21 protein-coding genes are annotated in these 17,641 nt (G+C 60.4%); 9 read left to right on the forward strand and 12 right to left on the reverse strand.

The window, feature by feature from the left end; all coding sequences use genetic code 11:
- Window positions 1–13 precede the first annotated feature (13 nt).
- Together moaB and AKU94_RS15245 are read right to left on the reverse strand one after the other, a co-directional pair.
- Window positions 14–556, reverse strand: coding sequence for a molybdenum cofactor biosynthesis protein B (gene moaB / locus AKU94_RS15240; RefSeq protein WP_050528107.1), 543 nt, complete (start codon window positions 554–556; stop codon window positions 14–16).
- 16 nt (window positions 557–572) lie between these two features.
- The gene (locus AKU94_RS15245) at window positions 573–1,352 is read right to left on the reverse strand and encodes a uracil-DNA glycosylase (protein ID WP_157056571.1); all 780 of its coding nucleotides are present in this window, start codon (window positions 1,350–1,352) and stop codon (window positions 573–575) included.
- A gap of 133 nt (window positions 1,353–1,485) precedes the next feature.
- Here AKU94_RS15245 and AKU94_RS15250 point away from each other — a divergent pair, with 133 nt between their 5' ends.
- The 4 genes from AKU94_RS15250 to plsY are packed head-to-tail and all read left to right on the forward strand — an operon-like array spanning window position 1,486 to window position 4,815.
- A complete protein-coding gene (locus AKU94_RS15250; RefSeq protein ID WP_050528109.1) occupies window positions 1,486–2,448 on the forward strand; it encodes an aspartate carbamoyltransferase catalytic subunit in 963 nt (320 codons plus the stop codon).
- A gap of 24 nt (window positions 2,449–2,472) precedes the next feature.
- Complete coding sequence (locus AKU94_RS15255) at window positions 2,473–2,931, forward strand: hypothetical protein (protein WP_050528110.1); 459 nt, start codon at window positions 2,473–2,475, stop codon at window positions 2,929–2,931.
- Window positions 2,928–4,214 (forward strand): dihydroorotase, encoded by a 1,287-nt coding sequence (pyrC, locus tag AKU94_RS15260; RefSeq protein WP_050528111.1) that lies wholly within the window; start codon window positions 2,928–2,930, stop codon window positions 4,212–4,214. The genes AKU94_RS15255 and pyrC overlap by 4 nt, the downstream gene beginning before the upstream one ends.
- Window positions 4,207–4,815 carry a glycerol-3-phosphate 1-O-acyltransferase PlsY gene (gene plsY, locus AKU94_RS15265; protein WP_050528112.1) on the forward strand — a complete coding sequence of 203 codons (609 nt, stop codon included), beginning with the start codon at window positions 4,207–4,209 and terminating at the stop codon, window positions 4,813–4,815. The genes pyrC and plsY overlap by 8 nt, the downstream gene beginning before the upstream one ends.
- Here plsY and AKU94_RS15270 read toward each other — a convergent pair.
- From AKU94_RS15270 to AKU94_RS15285, 4 genes are all read right to left on the reverse strand, one after another.
- On the reverse strand, window positions 4,812–5,171 hold the full coding sequence (locus AKU94_RS15270) for a YigZ family protein (protein WP_050528168.1): 360 nt from the start codon (window positions 5,169–5,171) through the stop codon (window positions 4,812–4,814). The two genes, plsY and AKU94_RS15270, sit on opposite strands and share 4 nt — an antisense overlap.
- Window positions 5,172–5,199: 28 nt before the next feature.
- Complete coding sequence (locus tag AKU94_RS15275) at window positions 5,200–6,465, reverse strand: DUF2254 domain-containing protein (RefSeq protein WP_050528113.1); 1,266 nt, start codon at window positions 6,463–6,465, stop codon at window positions 5,200–5,202.
- A 67-nt stretch (window positions 6,466–6,532) separates the two neighbouring features.
- Complete coding sequence (locus AKU94_RS15280; protein ID WP_050528114.1) at window positions 6,533–7,243, reverse strand: M48 family metallopeptidase; 711 nt, start codon at window positions 7,241–7,243, stop codon at window positions 6,533–6,535.
- An 81-nt stretch (window positions 7,244–7,324) separates the two neighbouring features.
- The gene (locus tag AKU94_RS15285; protein WP_050528115.1) at window positions 7,325–7,576 is read right to left on the reverse strand and encodes a DUF167 domain-containing protein; all 252 of its coding nucleotides are present in this window, start codon (window positions 7,574–7,576) and stop codon (window positions 7,325–7,327) included.
- A gap of 85 nt (window positions 7,577–7,661) precedes the next feature.
- Between AKU94_RS15285 and AKU94_RS15290 the strand changes: the two genes are divergently transcribed.
- Window positions 7,662–8,060, forward strand: coding sequence for a hypothetical protein (locus AKU94_RS15290; protein WP_050528116.1), 399 nt, complete (start codon window positions 7,662–7,664; stop codon window positions 8,058–8,060).
- Window positions 8,061–8,063: 3 nt separating this feature from the next.
- Here AKU94_RS15290 and AKU94_RS15295 read toward each other — a convergent pair whose 3' ends face one another.
- The 3 genes from AKU94_RS15295 to clpS are packed head-to-tail and all read right to left on the reverse strand — an operon-like array spanning window position 8,064 to window position 10,242.
- Window positions 8,064–8,873: an SDR family NAD(P)-dependent oxidoreductase gene (locus AKU94_RS15295; RefSeq protein WP_050528117.1), complete on the reverse strand. Its 810-nt coding sequence runs from the start codon at window positions 8,871–8,873 to the stop codon at window positions 8,064–8,066.
- Window positions 8,874–8,883: 10 nt separating this feature from the next.
- Window positions 8,884–9,876: a class I SAM-dependent methyltransferase gene (locus AKU94_RS15300; protein WP_050528118.1), complete on the reverse strand. Its 993-nt coding sequence runs from the start codon at window positions 9,874–9,876 to the stop codon at window positions 8,884–8,886.
- Window positions 9,877–9,921: 45 nt separating this feature from the next.
- Entirely contained in the window at window positions 9,922–10,242 is a 321-nt protein-coding gene (gene clpS, locus AKU94_RS15305; RefSeq protein WP_050528119.1) for an ATP-dependent Clp protease adapter ClpS, read from the reverse strand.
- 172 nt (window positions 10,243–10,414) lie between these two features.
- Here clpS and AKU94_RS15315 point away from each other — a divergent pair, with 172 nt between their 5' ends.
- The 3 genes from AKU94_RS15315 (at window position 10,415) to AKU94_RS15325 (ending at window position 13,697) form a co-directional block, all read left to right on the forward strand.
- Window positions 10,415–11,131 carry an HAD family hydrolase gene (locus AKU94_RS15315; RefSeq protein ID WP_050528121.1) on the forward strand — a complete coding sequence of 239 codons (717 nt, stop codon included), beginning with the start codon at window positions 10,415–10,417 and terminating at the stop codon, window positions 11,129–11,131.
- Window positions 11,132–11,324: 193 nt separating this feature from the next.
- The gene (locus AKU94_RS15320) at window positions 11,325–12,908 is read left to right on the forward strand and encodes a D-alanyl-D-alanine carboxypeptidase family protein (RefSeq protein ID WP_408633704.1); all 1,584 of its coding nucleotides are present in this window, start codon (window positions 11,325–11,327) and stop codon (window positions 12,906–12,908) included.
- Between the two features lie 96 nt (window positions 12,909–13,004).
- Window positions 13,005–13,697, forward strand: a complete 693-nt coding sequence (locus AKU94_RS15325; protein ID WP_050528123.1) for a fumarylacetoacetate hydrolase family protein — start codon at window positions 13,005–13,007, stop codon at window positions 13,695–13,697.
- On the opposite strand, the gene AKU94_RS15330 is transcribed toward AKU94_RS15325, so the two are convergent.
- A complete protein-coding gene (locus AKU94_RS15330; protein WP_050528124.1) occupies window positions 13,694–14,248 on the reverse strand; it encodes a YqgE/AlgH family protein in 555 nt (184 codons plus the stop codon). The two genes, AKU94_RS15325 and AKU94_RS15330, sit on opposite strands and share 4 nt — an antisense overlap.
- Window positions 14,249–14,404: 156 nt before the next feature.
- Between AKU94_RS15330 and AKU94_RS15335 the strand changes: the two genes are divergently transcribed.
- On the forward strand, window positions 14,405–15,202 hold the full coding sequence (locus AKU94_RS15335; RefSeq protein ID WP_050528169.1) for a protein-disulfide reductase DsbD domain-containing protein: 798 nt from the start codon (window positions 14,405–14,407) through the stop codon (window positions 15,200–15,202).
- Window positions 15,203–15,204: 2 nt separating this feature from the next.
- Here AKU94_RS15335 and AKU94_RS15340 read toward each other — a convergent pair whose 3' ends face one another.
- Together AKU94_RS15340 and AKU94_RS15345 are read right to left on the reverse strand one after the other, a co-directional pair.
- On the reverse strand, window positions 15,205–15,537 hold the full coding sequence (locus tag AKU94_RS15340) for a hypothetical protein (RefSeq protein ID WP_050528125.1): 333 nt from the start codon (window positions 15,535–15,537) through the stop codon (window positions 15,205–15,207).
- A 50-nt stretch (window positions 15,538–15,587) separates the two neighbouring features.
- Entirely contained in the window at window positions 15,588–17,591 is a 2,004-nt protein-coding gene (locus AKU94_RS15345) for an OmpA family protein (protein WP_050528126.1), read from the reverse strand.
- Window positions 17,592–17,641: the final 50 nt, after the last annotated feature.

Consider the following 17,641-nt stretch of genomic DNA (forward strand, 5'->3'; position numbering starts at 1 on the left):
TTCCTGCAACCGCCTATTTGCGGCGCTGGTGTTCATCCAGCCGCGGCATGATTTCCACAAAATTGCAGGGCCGGTGGCGGTAATCGAACTGCCATTTCAGGATCTCATCCCAGGCGTCGCGACACGCGCCGGTGCTGCCGGGAAGCGCGAAAAGATAGGTGCCATTGGCCACGCCACCCGTTGCCCGGCTTTGCACCGCTGAGGTACCGATTTTCTGCATCGAGACCATGGTGAAGACGGTTCCGAAGGCCTCAATCTCTTTTTCATAGACATCGCGGTGGGCCTCGACGCTGACATCGCGCCCCGTCAGGCCGGTGCCACCTGTGGAAAGGATCACATCGATCTCAGGGTCGGCGCACCAGTTGCGCAGCTGTGCCGCAATCTCGGCGCGCTCATCGCGGATGATGGTGCGGGCGGCAAGATGGTGGCCCGCATCCGTAATCCGCGCAACCAAGGTATCGCCGGATTTGTCTTCCTCGATCCGGCGGGTGTCGGATACGGTCAGCACAGCAATGCGTACGGGAATGAAGGGAAGGGTTTCGTCAAGACGGGACATGATACTGCCTTTTCAGTCAGGATGGATTGGCCAGTTTCGCCTGCACGGCAAGTAAATCTGCCCAGGCTTCGCGTTTCGCCCCGAGGTTGCGCAAAAGATAGGCCGGATGCGTCATGGGCATCACCGGGATCGCCGCGCATTCGCCCCATTGGCCGCGCATCCGCAAAATGCCGCTTTGACCCAGCAACGCCTGACAGGCCACATTGCCCATGGCGATAATCACCTGTGGTTTGGCCAGGACGATATGGCGCAACAAGAACGGGCGCATCATGGCGATCTCGGCCTCGGTCGGGTCGCGGTCCCCCGGCGGGCGCCACGGCAGAACATTGGTCAGATAGGCAGATGCCCTGGGGTCATCGGCATCGCGCGCATGGCCGATCGCCGCCAGCATCTTGTCCAGAAGCAGGCCGGAGTGGCCGACAAAGGGCAGGCCCTCGCGGTCCTCTTCGCGGCCCGGTGCCTCACCCACCACCATCAGGGGGGCGCCGGGATTGCCTGCGGAAAACACAAGATTGCGCGCGCCTTTTTTCAGCTCGCAATGCGCAAAACTTTCTAATGCGGCGCGCAGGGCGGTCAGATCGGCACAGGGGGCCGCGGCGGCTTGGGCGGCATTAACCGGATCGGGGGCGGCAGGTTGCACCTGGTCCTCGACGGTTTTGGGCTTGGGGGTAAGGGTGGCTTGCTTTTCGGGCAGGGCATAGCGGTCTACGGCTGCCTCAGACATCACCTCGGTCACGCCAAGTTCCACCTGCCACGCAAGGGCGGCAAAGGCGGCGTTCCAATCGTAATCCGAAATGTTGGTATTGATTCCCATAGCGGGCAGAGTAGGGCCGCGCTTGGGGCGGGGCAAGACGGGATTGGCTGCAACTAGGCGTTGCCCCGCAGCACGGGCTTTGCCATAAGCAATCAGAGACAATCAGGGGGCCAAGATGAGTTTTCGCGCACGTCATTTGCTGGGGATCCAACATCTCGCCCCGGATGAAATCCGCGCCGTTCTGGATCTGGCGGATAAATATGTTGAGTTCAACCGCCGCTCAATCAAGAAATCCGACGCGCTGGCGGGGATGACCCAGATCAACATGTTCTTTGAAAACTCCACCCGCACGCAGGCCTCTTTTGAATTGGCGGGCAAACGGCTCGGGGCGGATGTGATGAATATGGCGGTCGCGCAATCGAGTGTGAAAAAGGGTGAGACCCTGATCGACACAGCCCTGACCTTGAACGCGATGCACCCCGATTTGCTGGTGGTGCGGCACGGAGCCTCGGGGGCGGTGAACCTCTTGGCCGAAAAGGTGAATTGCGCCGTGCTGAATGCGGGCGACGGGCGGCATGAGCATCCGACACAGGCACTTTTGGATGCGCTGACGATCCGCCGCGCCAAGGGGCGCATCCAGCGGCTGACAGTGGCGATTTGCGGCGATGTGGCGCACAGCCGCGTGGCGCGTTCTAATCTGATATTGCTGGGGAAAATGGAAAACCGGGTGCGTCTGGTGGCACCGCCAACCTTGATGCCCGCAGGCGTGCAGGAGTTCGGTTGTGAGGTGTTTGACGACATGGAGAAAGGCCTTGAAGGGGCCGATGTGGTGATGATGCTGCGCCTGCAAAAAGAGCGGATGGATGGCGGGTTTATCCCGTCAGAGCGTGAGTATTACCATCGCTACGGGCTGGATGCGGAAAAGCTCTCGCATGCCAAGCCCGATGCCATCGTGATGCATCCCGGCCCGATGAACCGCGGTGTGGAAATCGACGGCGAAATTGCCGATGACATCAATCGCAGCGTTATTCAGGAACAGGTAGAGATGGGCGTCGCCGTGCGTATGGCTTGTATGGACCTGTTGGCGCGCAACCTGCGGGCCGAACGCGGGGCGCGTGCCGCCGGGGTGATGGTATGACATATCCCGGGGACGGAGGCTGTGATGCCTGATCTGCCACGCGATAGGGTGATGGGGGAGGCGATGTCGCCGCTGCGCGAGGGAGAGGTGATCCTTGCGGAATGGCCTGCCGATAAGGAACGCTATTGGCGCAGCCATGCGATCATGGCGGTGCTTGGCGGCTTTGTGGGTGGTGTCGTGTTACTGGCCATTGGCAATCCGGCGCCTTGGGTTGGCCCCGTGGCGGCGGTTTTTGCGATGGGCGCCCGCGCTTGGTATCTGGCGTCCGAGGCGCTGGCAGGGCATTGGCGGTTGACCACCCAACGTTTGCAGGGGCCGGGAGGGCGGCAAATGTCTCTGGGACAGATCACCACCGTGCGGCCCTTCTTTGGCGATGTGCAGGTCATAACCCAAGCCGGCGACAAACATTTGATGAAATATCTGGCCGATGGGGCGGGCGTGGCGGCGTCTATCCAATCTGCCAAAGCGGGGTTCAAACCATGACTGTCTTTCTTGAAAATGCCCGTATTATCAACCCCGAGACGCTGGAGGAAAGCACAGGCAACCTGATCCTCGACGACGGGATGATTGCGGCCATTTGTTCGGCCAGCGCCCCCAAAGGCGCACAAGTGATTGACTGTGCAGGCAAATGCCTGGCCCCCGGTATCGTCGACCTTGGCGTGAAAATCGGAGAGCCGGGAGAGAGGCACCGCGAAAGTTTCCGCTCGGCCGGCCTTGCGGCGGCGGCGGGGGGGGTGACCACGATCATCGCGCGCCCCGATACCAGCCCCGCAATTGACACGCCCGAAGTTCTGGAATTCGTGACCCGCCGCGCCGCCGAGGCCCCTGTCCGCATTCACCACATGGCCGCGCTGACCAAATCCCGCGCGGGCCGTGAGATGGTAGAGATCGGATTCATGCTGGATGCTGGCGCGCTGGCCTTTACCGATTGCGACCATGTGGTGACCGATACCAAGGTGCTGGGCCGTGCGCTCAGCTATGCGCGCAGTCTTGGCGCGCTGGTGATCGGCCATCCACAAGATCCGGGCCTGTCCAAAGGGGCGGCGGTGACCAGCGGCAAGTTCGCCTCGCTTTTGGGCCTGCCGGGGGTGCATCAGATGGCGGAGCGTATCGGGCTGGACCGTGATCTGGGCATGGTCGAGATGACGGGCGTGCGCTATCACGCCGATCAGATCACCTGCGCGCGGTCGCTGCCACCGCTGGAACGTGCCAAGGCCAACGGGCTGGATGTGACGGCGGGGGTCTCTATCCACCATCTGACATTGAACGATCTGGATGTGGGTGATTATCGCAGCTTTTTCAAAATGACCCCGCCCCTGCGCCCCGAAGAGGATCGTGTGGCCGTGGTTGAGGCCGTTGCCTCGGGCTTGATCGATATCATCTGTTCCATGCACTCCCCGCAGGATGAGGAAAGCAAACGCCTGCCGTTTGAGGATGCAGCCCCCGGCGCCGTGGCCTTGCAGACCTTCCTGCCTGCGGCGATGCGGCTTTATCATGCCGGTGCGATGGGCCTGCCGATGTTGTTTCGGGCGATGTCCCTGAACCCGGCCAAACGGCTTGGCCTGCCCCAAGGCCGTATGGCCGAGGGCGCGCCCGCTGATCTGGTGCTTTTTGATCCCGATGCGCCCTTTATGCTGGACCGCAGCACGCTTTTGTCGAAATCCAAGAACACCCCCTTTGACGGGCAACGGATGGAGGGGCGGGTGATCGCCACTTTTGTTGCAGGGCGTCAGGTGTTCGGTCAGGAAGGGATGATTAATGCCTGAGATAACAACCGCACCGCTTTTACTGCTTTTGGTGGGGGTGCTTGCCTATCTGTTGGGCTCGGTGCCCTTTGGGTTGGTGATCACCCGCGCGTTGGGTCTTGGCGATTTGCGCGCCATCGGGTCGGGAAATATCGGCGCGACGAATGTACTGCGCACCGGTAATAAGGGCGCGGCACTGGCGACGCTGTTGCTGGATGCAGGCAAGGGCGGGATTGCGGTTTTGGTCGCGCGGATGGCCGTTGGCGAGGATGCTGCTCAGCTTGCAGGGCTGGCAGCCTTTTTCGGGCATGTCTTTCCGGTCTGGCTGGGGTTCAAGGGCGGCAAGGGGGTTGCAACCTTCCTTGGCACCCTTTTGGCGCTGGCGTGGCCGGTCGGGCTGGCGGCCTGTGCAAGCTGGCTGGTTGCGGCGGTTTTGTGGCGTATGTCGTCGCTGGCGGCGCTGGTTGCGGCGGCGTCCTCGACCATCTGGATGCTGCTTTTGGGATATGAGCGGATGATGTTTCTGGGCATCATCCTGACGCTTTTGGTCTATTGGCGCCACGCCGAGAACATCAAACGCATCAAAGCCGGAACTGAGCCAAAGATCGGCAAAAAGGGCTAATCGTCCTTTGCCAAGGCATCCAGATAGGCCCGCGTGCAGCCGGTGACATGGCGAAAGCGGTCCCCGCCCAAATGGGTGCCGCCATACCAGCGTGTCACCACGACGATATGATCGGTCAGCCCCTCACGTTCCAGCATGCGCAAGATCGCGGCTGCGGCCCCCGCCTCTCCGTCGTCATTGCGCTGGGGGCCATCGGACAGACAGGCGGCCCAGCTGTTATGCGTGGCCTTGGAGAATTTCTTGTTCGACTTCAGCGCCTTGAGAAATGCCGCGATGTCATCCTTGTTTTGCACCGGCCCGCCTGACACCGCATAACGCGAGCCCCGATCCTTAATGACGTTCATCAGTTGCAACATATCTTGTATCGCCGGGTCAAACGGGGGATCAAACGGGGCGCCGCTGGCGGGTGGGGCCAAGCTTGGCGGTGCGGGCGATGGTGGCCTCAATGGCGGTGCGTTCATGTGGTAACATGCTGTCATGGCTGCGTGATTGTGCATGTTGCGCCTGTACCAAGGCGATCTGGCCAAAACGGGCCGGCGCGATTTGCGCAAGGGCCAGCAACGCTTTTTGCAAACGCATCTGCACCGCAAAGGTCGCTGCCCCGTCGCGCGCAATCGGGGGGAAAATATCGTCCATCATATCCTCCAGCTTCAGGGGTGGAACCCAGATATTGGGGTACTTCAGGTCCGGATCATGATCTTTGGCCAGCGGGGCGAGCAAGCGAATCGTGCGGCCCAGAATGTCGATGGCGGTGCCCGGATCATTGACCGCGGGCGACAGCGCACGCTGGGCAATCTCGGCCAGAACCGAAAGACCGAAGCGGGGATCTTGTTCAAAGCTGCGGGTCTCACCAATGGTGAAGGCATCGGTGATCTTTCTGCCACCCTCACGGGTTTTGCCGAGAATATAAGCCACCGCAATGCCTGGATGCACAAATGCGCCAGGAAGGGCAGTTACATAAACCTGACAATTCAGGTCCTCAGCACAGTCCTGAAGCCAGTCCATATGCAGATATCGAACATAACCAATGTCGCTGGGATAAACCGGATAGGCATCGGGTGGCGGTGCGCCGGGGTGGCCATGACCGCCCAGATAGGGCGCCTTTATCCGGATGGAGAGGGCGCGGCGGGCGGCCGTCTCGACCTTGCCAATCGAATCCTCCATCTGGCCAAAGACCGTCAAATGCGCGATCCACCGCAAGATGACGACCACCACGATCAAGACTACGGCAATGGACACCATGAAAAGCACAAGCCGGTCATTATCGGTCAAGACACCGCCGTTCAGGGCGATAATCCCGATCAGGCTGTAAAGAAAAGACCCCAGAAAGGTTGCCAGTACCCGCTGCGTGGTCCGGTCCGCCTTGAGCAAAGTGGTCGCGCGTGGCGTCACCGCCGAGGCCGCTCCGGCAAAGGCTGATACCATGATGCCAAGCGAAAAGGTCACCACCGCCAGCATAGAGCTGGCAAGGATGGTCAAAACCGATTCGACCGCCCCCGAGCCGAGCGAAGAGCCGAGCCCGGATGGCAAAAGCGGCCCGATCACAACGGCCCCCAGATTGGTGATCACCGCAAGGATGGCGTAAAGCGCGGTCACAACCCACAGCTTTTGCAGCAGCTCCCGGATAAAAAGTCGCCACTTGGATATCATCGGATCTGCCTTGTTCTGGATTTCACGCCCTCAGTCTGGCGGTTGTAAGGCCGCGTGGCAAGACCACTTAGCGCAGGCTGTTGACCACCTTTTGCACCGTGGCGCGGCGGGCGGCATTGGGCGGGTGGCTGCCAAGGAACTGATCGCCGGGGTCTGGCAAGCGGTCAAAATAGGCGGCCCCGCGAAGGGCGTCAAAGCCAGCCTTTTCGGTCATCTCGGCACCAAGAGCATCTGCCTCAAGCTCGAACCCTTTGGAAAAGCGGCGCGCCCCGACCGAGGCCCCGAACTCTTGTGCACGCAAAATCGCGGCCTCATCCCCACCGCCAACAGCGATCAACAGCCCTGCAAGCATCGCACCCTGGCTGGCGCTTTGCTGTTGCTGCGGAATATGGCCCATGATGTGATGCGCCGCCTCATGGCCCATGACAAAGGCCAGCTCGTCCACATTTTCGGCATTGGCGATCAGCGCGAGGTTGAAGGCAAGCACCGGCCGACCCTGCCGGTCCAGTGTCTGAAAGGCATTGGGGCTTTGGTTCGGCCGGTCGTCGATCGCGATCTGAAAGTCACAGTTCTGGCGTTGGGTAAGGGCATGACAATATCGCTCAACCACGGGCTCCATGGCATTGAGGGCCACGACAAAGTTCCGCTTGGCCAGCGCCGAAGGTTCGGTTTGCACCGTTGCCTGCGCTGCCGTTTGCACAGGGGGGCTGACACCCTCGCTGGGCACGACACAGCCCGCCAATAGCGCCAGTCCAACAATCGCCCCGATTAACCGCATTTTTCACCCTCATGCATCCTTGCGCTGTGTTTTAGCACAAGCGCCCCGCGCGAAAAGTCTTTTTACCATGCTGTGTGCGGATCACTCCAACCGGAAAACCTTGTCCCGGCTGGTGGCTCCGCGCAGCAGAACCACCCGCGATTTCGCAACCCCAAGCGATTTGGCCAGCAGTTTGATGACCGCGGCCGTGGCCTTGCCATCCTCGGGGACGGTGGTGACATAGACACGGATCTGCCCGTTATCGACGGTGATGGCGTTGCGCGCGGCTTTGGGTGTGACACGCACGCTGAATTCGGTGCCGGGCGCGATAGAAAAGGGGGCAGGTTTGGCCATGTCAGGGCTTTCACTGGGTAAGGTAACGGTACACTTTATGCGCGCAAGACGTTAGCATAGGGCGGAAGGACGCAGGAGGCCTAGGATGCGCACATTGATTTTGATCTCCGTTCTGGCGGTTATGGCGGGATGCGGGACGCCGCAAGAACGTTGCATCGCCGGGGCGACCCGCGACTTGCGCATTGTGGATCGGCTGATCGGGGAAACCAACCGGAATCTTGAGCGCGGATACGCGCTGGAAGAGGTGGTGCGCACCCGTACGCGCTGGGTTATGTGTCGCCCGCCCAAGGCTGCCACCAAGGATGAAAAGGCAAAGCCCGCAAGAATGTGCCTGCGCGATTCGCATTACACCGTCACCCGCCCCAAAGCGATCAACCTTGCCGAGGAGCGGGAGAAACTGGCCGAACTGCAAAAGAAACGGACGACACTCTTGCGCAGCGCCGCCAAAGAGGTGGCTGACTGCAAGATCGCCCACCCGGAATGATGTTTAATGCGCGGGGGCACCGGCCGCATCAATCAGCCCGCGCCCGCCATCGAGCGTCACGATTTGCCCAGTCATAAAGGAGGAGGCGTCAGAGGCGAGATATTGCACAGTCTCGGCGATTTCATCAGCGGCGGCGATGCGCCCCAAAGGCGTGGCCTTGAGGATCTTGTCGCGGTAGTCGCTGTTTTCCTTCAGGGCCGCCTGCAGGCTGTCGCTAAGGACCGAACCGAAAGACACGGCATTGACCCGGATCCGCTCTGGCGCCAAAGCAACGGCCAGTGAACGTGTCATCTGCTCTACTGCGGCGCAAGAGATGGAATAGCCCAAAAGCTCGGGCTGGGTCCGCCGCGCGGCAATAGAGGACAGGTTGATGATAGAGCCGATGGTCCCTTCGGTGTTGTCGGCCTTTTCGGCCTGCAAGATCATGCGTTTGGCCGTAAGCTGTGACAGGCGCAGGCTGGTCAAGAGGTTTTGCTGCCACATCAATTCAACCGCATCCTCATCAGGGTTGAGCGCATCCGAAGGCGCCATTTTGCGCGCGGCATTGACCAGAATATCCACCCGGTCGAAGGCATCAATCGTGGCCGAGAGCAGATTGGCGATGGTCAGCTTTTCGCGCAGGTCCCCGCCGAAATAACGCAGCGCGCCTTCGGCCTTGGCCTCTTCGCAACACTCGCTTTCCAAAAGCGATTCGTTGACATCGGCGAACATCACATTGGCCCCTTTGGCCAGAAAATGCCGCGCAACGGACAGGCCGATCCCCGCTGCGGATCCGGTGATGATGGCAGTCTTTCCGGTAAGCGAAAACGACATGGGGTCTCTCCTAACGGTTCGGGCGTGCGGCGCGTGTGATGCGGAAACGCTTGTCGCTTCCGATCTCTTCCACCTGATGGAACAAGGTGGCAAGCGTCCGGTCATAGGGCAAGTGGCGGTTGGCGACCAGCCAAAGCGTACCATGCGGGGCCAAAAGCCGTGCTGCGGCCTGCAAGAACGCCTGCCCCAAGGCGGGATCGGGGTCGCGGCCTGCGTGGAACGGCGGGTTGCAGATCACGGCATCCACACCGCGGTCCAGCTTGAAGCGGGTGGCATCGGCCCAATGGAACTCGGCGCGCGGATCAGTGATGTTGAGACGCGCACAGGCCAGCGCATTGGCCTCTGCCTCAACCAGATGGAGTGTTTTCACGCCGGGGTGCTGTAATATTTCATGGGCCAGAAACCCCCAGCCCGCCCCCAGCTCAATAATCTGCGCGGGCAGTTTTTCGGGCAGATGTGCCGCCAAAAGCACCGATCCCGCATCGGGCGCGTCGGCTGAAAATACGCCCGGCAGGGTTTGAAACCCGCCCTCGATGGTTTGCGGTTTGGCGGCCCAATCGGCCATATCATCCGCGCCGGGCCGAAAGGAGAACAGCTTGCCATGCGCCTTGGCCACGGTTTCCGAGAGGGTAAAGCGTTTGCGCAGATCGCGTAGCAGGCTGTCGATTCCATCAGTTTTTTGCCCGTCCACGATGATCACCCCATCGGGATGCAGCAAAGCCGCTGCCTGCGCCAAAAGGGCATAAGCCTCGGCCTTGGCGCGTGGCACACAGACCAGAGCCGCAGCAAATCGCGCTTCGGTCGGGGGCTCTGCCACGACAGTATATCCGCGCGCGACCAAGGCATCATAGTCCGTGCGCATCCCTTGCACCACACAGACCCGCGCCATCGGCAGCATCGACAAATCATCTGTGCCGCGCGGGCGCAGCACCAAAACATCGCCCGAATCGGGCAACATCATCAAATCGTTTCGCAGGGCGAATAAAAGTCGTTCTGAACGCATGAGCAGCCGAACAAAGCGGCCAAAATCCTTCTTATGGGAGGGGTCTTACTCTTTTTCCATGGTGCATTGCAGAGGATGCTGATGGCGGCGCGCAAAATCCATCACCTGCGCCACCTTGGTTTCGGCGACTTCAAAGGAAAATATGGCAACAACGGCCAGCCCCTTTTTATGCACGGTCAGCATAATCTCAAAGGCCTGCGCATGGTTGAGGCCAAAGAATCGTTCTAAAATGTGAACAACGAATTCCATCGGGGTGAAATCATCGTTCAGGATCAGAACCTTATACATGGGCGGGCGCTGTGTCTTAGGCTTCGGCTTGGCCATGATGGTTGCAGCGCCATCGGTTCCATCCGGCTTTTCAGACATCTGGAATGGCAAGTGAGGCACGTTGATCGCTCCGGCTGTTGTGGCAAACTTTTTGTATCATGATCTCAATATAGGGTTTTGCAAGGATGCGCAAAGGGGGTCGCCAGTCTTGGTTGATCAGCTTAGCGATCGGCGCAATTATGGCGCGTGATGACAAGAGGACCCTATAAGAATGCATAAGATTTTAACCGTTGGCTTCGATGCCGATGATACCCTTTGGCAAAATGAGGCATTCTTTCGGCTGACGCAGGCGCATTTTGTTGATCTTCTGTCTGATTATGCAACGCCCGATCACCTCTCTGAACGCCTGTTGGCCGCAGAACGCCGCAATTTGGGGCAGTATGGTTTTGGCATTAAAGGGTTTGTGCTGTCGATGATCGAAACCGCGATCGAGGTGACGCAAGGCCGGGTTGCGGCCACCGTCATAGCCGAGATCATGGCGGCAGGCCGCGAGATGCTGGACCACCCGATAGAGTTGCTGCCCCATGCGCAGGATGCCGTCGTGGCTGCGGCCCGCGATCATCAGGTCTTGTTGATTACAAAAGGAGATTTGCTGGACCAAGAGCGGAAACTTGCCCAGTCCGGCCTTGGCGATCTGTTCCATGGGGTCGAGATCATCTCGGATAAGACGCCCGAGGCATACGTCAGGATTTTTGCGCGTCACGGCGGCACTGCCGAGCGGGCGCTGATGGTTGGCAACTCCTTGAAATCCGATGTTATCCCGGTGATTTCGGTGGGCGGGCACGGTGTCCATATCCCGCATGGAGAGACCTGGGCGCTGGAATATGCCGAGCCGCCAGAGGCCGATCATCCCCGTTATCACGCCTTGCCCGATCTGGGCGGCCTATCGGCATTATTGAGCGCATTGCAAAAGGGAGCCACGCTATAGATAGCGGTGATCTGCTGGTGTACCGCTAAATGTGGCGGGTTCCCGTCAAATGTTAACTAGCGGTTAAAAGCCTTTGAAATGATAGTTAAAATTGGGGTTTTCTGATTGCCCGTTTCCGTGCTACCTTTGCCCAAGCAGTAAAGCCCCACAAAAAAACCGGGGCACAATGAGGCAGGAATAAGGGACCAGCGACGTGGCATCGCTTCAAGGGCTTTTCGCCCGAATCTTTCTAATGATCGCATTTGCGACCTTGATTTCAGTTGTGTCTGTCCGTTCAGGTCAGGCGGCTCCCTATGCGGCGGTGGTGATTGACGCGCGCAGCGGTGAAGTGCTTTATGATCAGAACGCCGATGCCCGGTTGCATCCGGCTTCTTTGACCAAAATGCTTACGCTTTATATCGCTTTTGATGCTGTGCGTCGGGGTGAGATCTCCTTGGATACAAAGATCACCGTGTCCAAGAATGCAGCGTCCAAACCGCCCTCCAAGCTGGGGCTGAGGGCGGGGCAACGAATCGCCTTGCGTTATTTGATCCGGGCGGCTGCGGTGAAATCCGCCAATGATGCGGCCTCGGCGATCGGGGATCATCTGGGCGGATCCGAGGCGGGTTTTGCCGCACGAATGGACCGGACGGCCAAGGCACTTGGGATGCGCAATTCGACCTTCAAGAACGCCAACGGGCTTACGGCCTCGGGGCATTTGTCGACCGCGCGTGACATGACATTGCTGGGCCGGCGGTTGTTTTATGATTTTCCAGAGTATTATAACATTTTCTCACGGTTGCAGACCGATGCGGGCATGACGACCGTGCGCAACACCAACCGCAGGTTTCTGAATGATTACAAAGGCGCGGATGGGATCAAGACCGGCTATACCTCGGCTGCGGGTTTCAACCTGACCGCCTCGGCCGAGCGGGGCAACAAACGCATCATCGCGACGATATTCGGCGGTAAATCCACCGCTGACCGCAATGCAAAAATGGCAAAACTGCTTGATCTGGGCTTTGGCAATGCCAAAAACAATGTGGCCCTGCGCAAACCGGCAGCTGCTGACCTGAGCGCGGCCGTTGCCGCAACGCAAGGCAATGGCGACGGGCGCAGTGCGGGCAAGACCATCCGGCTTGTGACGGTGCTCAAGACCTCTCCGCGCCCGCGGTCACGTCCGGTCAGCGAAGAACGGGTTGTCGCCACAGCAGAGGCTGTGCTGGCGATGCAGGATGACATTGCAGGCCTCTTGGCAGAGGTGGCAGCCCCGCTGCCGCCCAGCGTGCCGCCCGCAGCGATTGAGGCGGCCATTGCATTGGCCCGTCCCGAGCCACGCCCGGAAACAAGTGACGCGCCAAGCGAGGATATAGAGGTCGCGCTTGATCCGGCACCCGCACCAACAGCAATCACCGAGACTTCGATGGCGCTGGTCACCCCGGAAGCGGACATCGATTCATCCCCGCGCAGACGGCCTGCCAAACTGCTGGTCGCCAGTGCCGAGCCTGCCAAAGCGGCCCCCCAAGCGCCGCCGGTGGTGGTCACGAGGGTGTCGACCTCGGGTGGGCGCCATTGGGGCGTGAACCTTGGCCGCTTTCCCTCACGGTCGAGCGCGGAACGTGTGCTGATGAAGACCGCGTTGTCCGAATCCGTGGCCTTGCGCGACGGGCTGCGCAAAGTGATCGAGCGGCGCGGCGGCTATGATGCGAATTTCATGGGGCTAAGCCGTGATCAGGCGGATCTCGCCTGTCGGCGCTTGCAGGCCCGCGCAGTTCAGTGCTTTACCATCGGCCCTTGATCGGTTCTGGATTTTTGGCCCCTGTGATCAGGCAGTGCTTGCGCTGCGCTCCGGTTTGATGAACTTTGGCCCCTGATCTCTTTGAAGGAAGCTGCCATGCCCCGTCCCGTTTTTGTCATTCCGGCCCCTGAACAAGCCAGTATTGCGGTTTCTGGCGGAACCGCTCGTTTTCCGGTTCGGCGAATTTTTTGTGTGGGCCGCAACTACGGCGAACATGCGCGCGAGATGGGCCATGATCCCGATGCCGAGCCTCCTTTCTTTTTCACCAAACCTGCGGATGCCGTTGTGGATGATGGTGCACGGGTCGCGTTTCCGACGCAGACCGACGAGCTTCACCATGAGGCAGAGCTGGTCGTCGCCATTGGCACCGGTGGCGCGAATATCGCGGTCGAAGATGCGCTTGGGCATGTCTGGGGCTATGCAGCGGGGAATGATCTGACGCGCCGCGATATGCAGGCGGTGGCCAAGGCGGCGCGACGCCCATGGGATATGGCCAAAGGGTTTGACAATTCGGCCGTCGTGGGCGCGCTGCACCGTGCGGTCGATGGGGCGGTACCAAAGGGGCGCATCCGGTGCTTGGTGGATGATGATCTGCGTCAGGATGCCGATCTTGCCGAAATGATCTGGCCCGTTGAGTGGGTCATTGCGCATCTTTCAACCTTGGTTGCGCTTGCGCCGGGGGATTTGATCATGACCGGCACCCCCGCAGGGGTCGGCCCGATCAAGCCCGGCCAGACCTGTGCGATAGAAATCGACGGGTTGTCCCCCGCCCGCGTCACGCTGGGCTAGGCGCGGCCGGAGGTGGCGGAAAGGGCCAGAGGCTCTACCCCCAAATGGCGAAGGGATTCGGCCCATTTGGTCGCATCATTTTCTGAAAAGACCAACCCCTCGGCTGCCTCCGATGTTAGCCAGTCATTCCGCAGGATTTCCGCTTCCAGCTGGTCCGGCCCCCAACCGGCATAGCCAAGGGCCAAAAGCGCGTCATTTGGTCCTTCGCCCCGGCCAAGTGCGCGCAATACATCCTGGGTGGCAGTCATGCCAAAACGGCCGGAAATATCCATCGTGCCGTCTTCTGTGTGATATTCCGGCGAATGCAGCACAAAGCCGCGACCCCGCTCAACCGGCCCGCCGAAATGCACCGAGATTCCGCGTCCTTCGGGCAGATGCGGGATGCCCAATTGTTCGAGCAACTCGGGAAAGGTCAACTCCGCCACGGGCTTGTTGATGATCAAGCCCATCGATCCCTCACGCGAATGCGCGCACATCAGGATCACCGCACCTTCAAAGCGGGGGTCCTCCATGCCGGGCATGGCAATAAGCAATTTTCCTGTCAGATCCATTGGTTCATTCTTTTCCATAATTAGAAGATGGGGTCGGAGGCGCGAATCCTCAAGTCTTTTTGCGCGGGGTGGCGCAATCACGCACGGACTGGCGGCAAACTGACGTCTATGTGATTGTAAACATCGCTGCGAAATGGATATCTATGGCCCATGAATATGAAACATGCTTTCCTTGCGCTCGGCCTTGCCGCTGGCCTACTGGCCCATTCTGCACAGGCGCAGCCGCAGATCCTGACAGCCGGTTTGCGAACCGGTTGGCAGATGGAGAACGGCAACCAGATGGCTGCCTTTCAGATGACGCTGCAAGACGGGTGGAAAACCTATTGGCGCGCGCCGGGGGATGCAGGGATTCCGCCGCATTTTGACTGGTCGGGATCGCAGAATGTGAAATCGGTGCGCTTTCACTGGCCGCGCCCTTCGGTGATTGCGGTGGGCGGGATGCAGACCTTTGGCTACAGCCGGGAGTTGGTCCTGCCTGTCGAGGTGGTGCCGCAAGACCCGAATTTGCCGATGGCGTTGAAGGCCTCGGTCGATTTGGGCGTGTGTTCCGATATCTGTGTGCCTGCGGCCTTTAACGTGGCCGCACAGTTGCCCCGGTCCGCTGTACGCGATGAGGTGATCACCCGGGCCCTGCGTCAGCGGCCCTCTACCGCAAAAGAAGCTGGTGTACGTCGGACGACCTGCGCCATCACCCCGCAAAAAGACGGGCTGCGGCTGGCGGTGAATGTGGTCATGCCATCTTTGGGCGGCGAAGAGGCGGTGGTGGTGGAGCCGGGTCAGGCCGGTGTCTGGGTCTCGCCTGCCGATGTGACGCGCAAGGGCGATGACCTCCATGCCGAGGTTGATATGGTCGGACCTTCGGGCGGGGTGTTCAGCCTACAGCGGGATGCGATTGTGCTGACGGTTCTGGGCAAGCACCGCGCGGTGGAAATCCACGGCTGTAGCGCGCCCTGAGGTCATTCGGCTGTGCTGTGCATCCGTTCGATATAGGCGCGCATTTCTTCGGCTTCATGGCGTGCTTCGCGCAGCCCTTCCATCGCGGCGCGCAGCTCTGCCTCGGTCTGGCTGATCTGGTTGGTCAGCTCTGCCTCGCGCTGTTCAAGATACAAGATCGCCTGATCGCGCATCTCCTCGGCCTCGTGCAGGGATTGCGCAAGCCCGTCCACCTCGTTCACATCGCCCCCGGCCACACGGGTAAAGCGGTGGAGTATCCAATGCGTTAGCCACCCCAGCATGAATGCCACGAAGAGGATGACGGTGGTGGCGATAATGAATACGGTACGGTCCATTCTGCTACTTTTATCTCCGGGCCGGGCTTGGGGCAAGCGCGACCGTTACGTCAGGGTTTGGGCTTGGGGCGGGGCCATTGCTCGTCGGTGGGTTCAAAGGTGAACTCGGCGTCGGGGTCGACCATTTCGCCATCACCGCTGCCAAGGTCGTCTTCCTCGACATAGGTTTCCTCAACAGCGTCTTCGGTCTGTTCGGCCAAGGCCGCTTCGGCCAGCGCCACGGGGGAGGGGGGTGCGACCGGCTCTGGCTCGCTCAGCAGTTTGAATTCGATCCGGCGGTTGGCTTCGCGGCCGTCCTCGGTGGCGTTATCGGCAATCGGGTTGTCCTCGCCATAGCCCTTGGCGACAAAGCCCGCGACATTGAGCCGTCGCCCTTGCAAGGCTGTGAGCACGGCTTCGGCGCGGGCCTGGCTCAGCGCACGGTTCCCGCCTTCAGAGCCCTGACTGTCGGTATGGCCAGAGATTTCCATCTCTAGTGGCGGGCAGCCTGCAAGGATCTCGGCCAGGGATTCGACGATGCCAGAGGCAGGGCCTTCGATTTCGGCCGATCCGGGGGCAAAGCTGATCTTTTCGCGCGCCATTACTGCATTCAGATCTGCGGCGCATTCCTCTGGGGTAGGCAGGGCGGCCAGCGGGTCATATTGTTCGTCATAGGTCACATTGATGCCAAAGGTCTGACCCTGACCCAGCTTGTCCGACAGAATCTGAGAGATCCGCGCACGGCCTTCGGGCTTGCCGGTCACCCCGGTGATTTCCACCTTGTCGGCCTGCACCAAAAGCGATCCGTGATGCAAAACGGCCAGCGATTCGAGTCCCGCCAGCACCCGCACGGGCCAGCCGTCGGGCAATTCCTCATCCAGCCGTGTCGCGCTATAGACCCGGCTTGCGCCAAATTGCGATTTGGCAAAGCTATCGGCGGCGGTGCGCAGCAGCTCATCCGTCAAACGGCCGCGCAGTTGCACCTGACCTTCTTCGGACAGCAGGGCAGTGAATTGCGAAGGGCCGCTTGTATGATCGGAGGGTTTGGGCGGCAAGCTGGCCTGAAGCGAGAAGACGGGTGGCAACTGCGCCTGCAAGTCGCCCGCCGTACGGTCGAAATCGGATTGCGAGGTTTCAACCGATCCGATCAGCGTGACATCCGCATCCGAAAAGGTGATGGTGCCGCCGCCAAGTGTTTCCACCGCCTTGATGCCCGCAATCGCGGCATCAGCCCAACGCGGGGTGGGCACGCCAAGCCCGATGGTGCAATCGCTCTGCCCTTCGATACCGGCGTTGGTGCCTGCGGCAAGAATCCGGCTACGGGCGCGTTCGGTATCGGCGGAGCAGGCGTCGAAACGGGCGCCCGCCTCATCCATGACAAAGCGCAGGGTAAAGGGCGTCAGCACTGGGCGCGGCGCAGAAATATCGATATCTATGGCAAGCCCATCAGGGGCGATCCGCGCCAGATCGCTTTCCAGTTTATGCTTGGCGTCGGCGCTTTCGGAAATCGCGGTAATCTCCACCCTTTCGGCAGAGATCGAGATCTTGGACCGTGGCAGGATTTTCAGGGCTGCAAGGCCGAATTTCAGCGCAGCCTCCCATCCCTCAGGCGGGGTATAATCCGCGCTTTCCAGCATGTCCGAGACCGGCGCATCTTTGGCCAGATCGGTGATATCCTTGATCAGCGCTTCATCCACCTCTTTGCCCGGCACAAGGCCGATCAGGGAAATCCCGTCATCATTGCGCAGGATTTCCAGCGAAAAGCGCGGCGCCTCGATGGCACGGACGGCCATGACCTCCAGCTGGTCGCGGATGCGCGAGGATTGCACCACACTGCCTGCCAGATTGACCGCGCGAAACCGCGCCGCCTCATTGGGGGCGGTGCCGATCAGATGCACCTGCAACCCGTCGCTTTCGACGCTGGCCCAAGTGACCCCTTCACGCAGCAAGCGCGTGGAAACCGCCTGGGCCGACCGTTTTTCGATGGCCACCGCAGACCACCACGCCGTAAGCGAGGCAAGCGTGCCGGCGACACAGATCGCGCCAATCGTCAGTGTTGTTCGTCTAAGCTGCATAGGGCCACTGTCAGAAATGTCTATGTCTCCTTAGGCGCTTAGCGCGAAAG

Origin of the sequence: Pseudorhodobacter aquimaris, from assembly GCF_001202025.1 — a bacterium.
In the GTDB taxonomy this organism is placed as follows: domain Bacteria; phylum Pseudomonadota; class Alphaproteobacteria; order Rhodobacterales; family Rhodobacteraceae; genus Pseudorhodobacter; species Pseudorhodobacter aquimaris.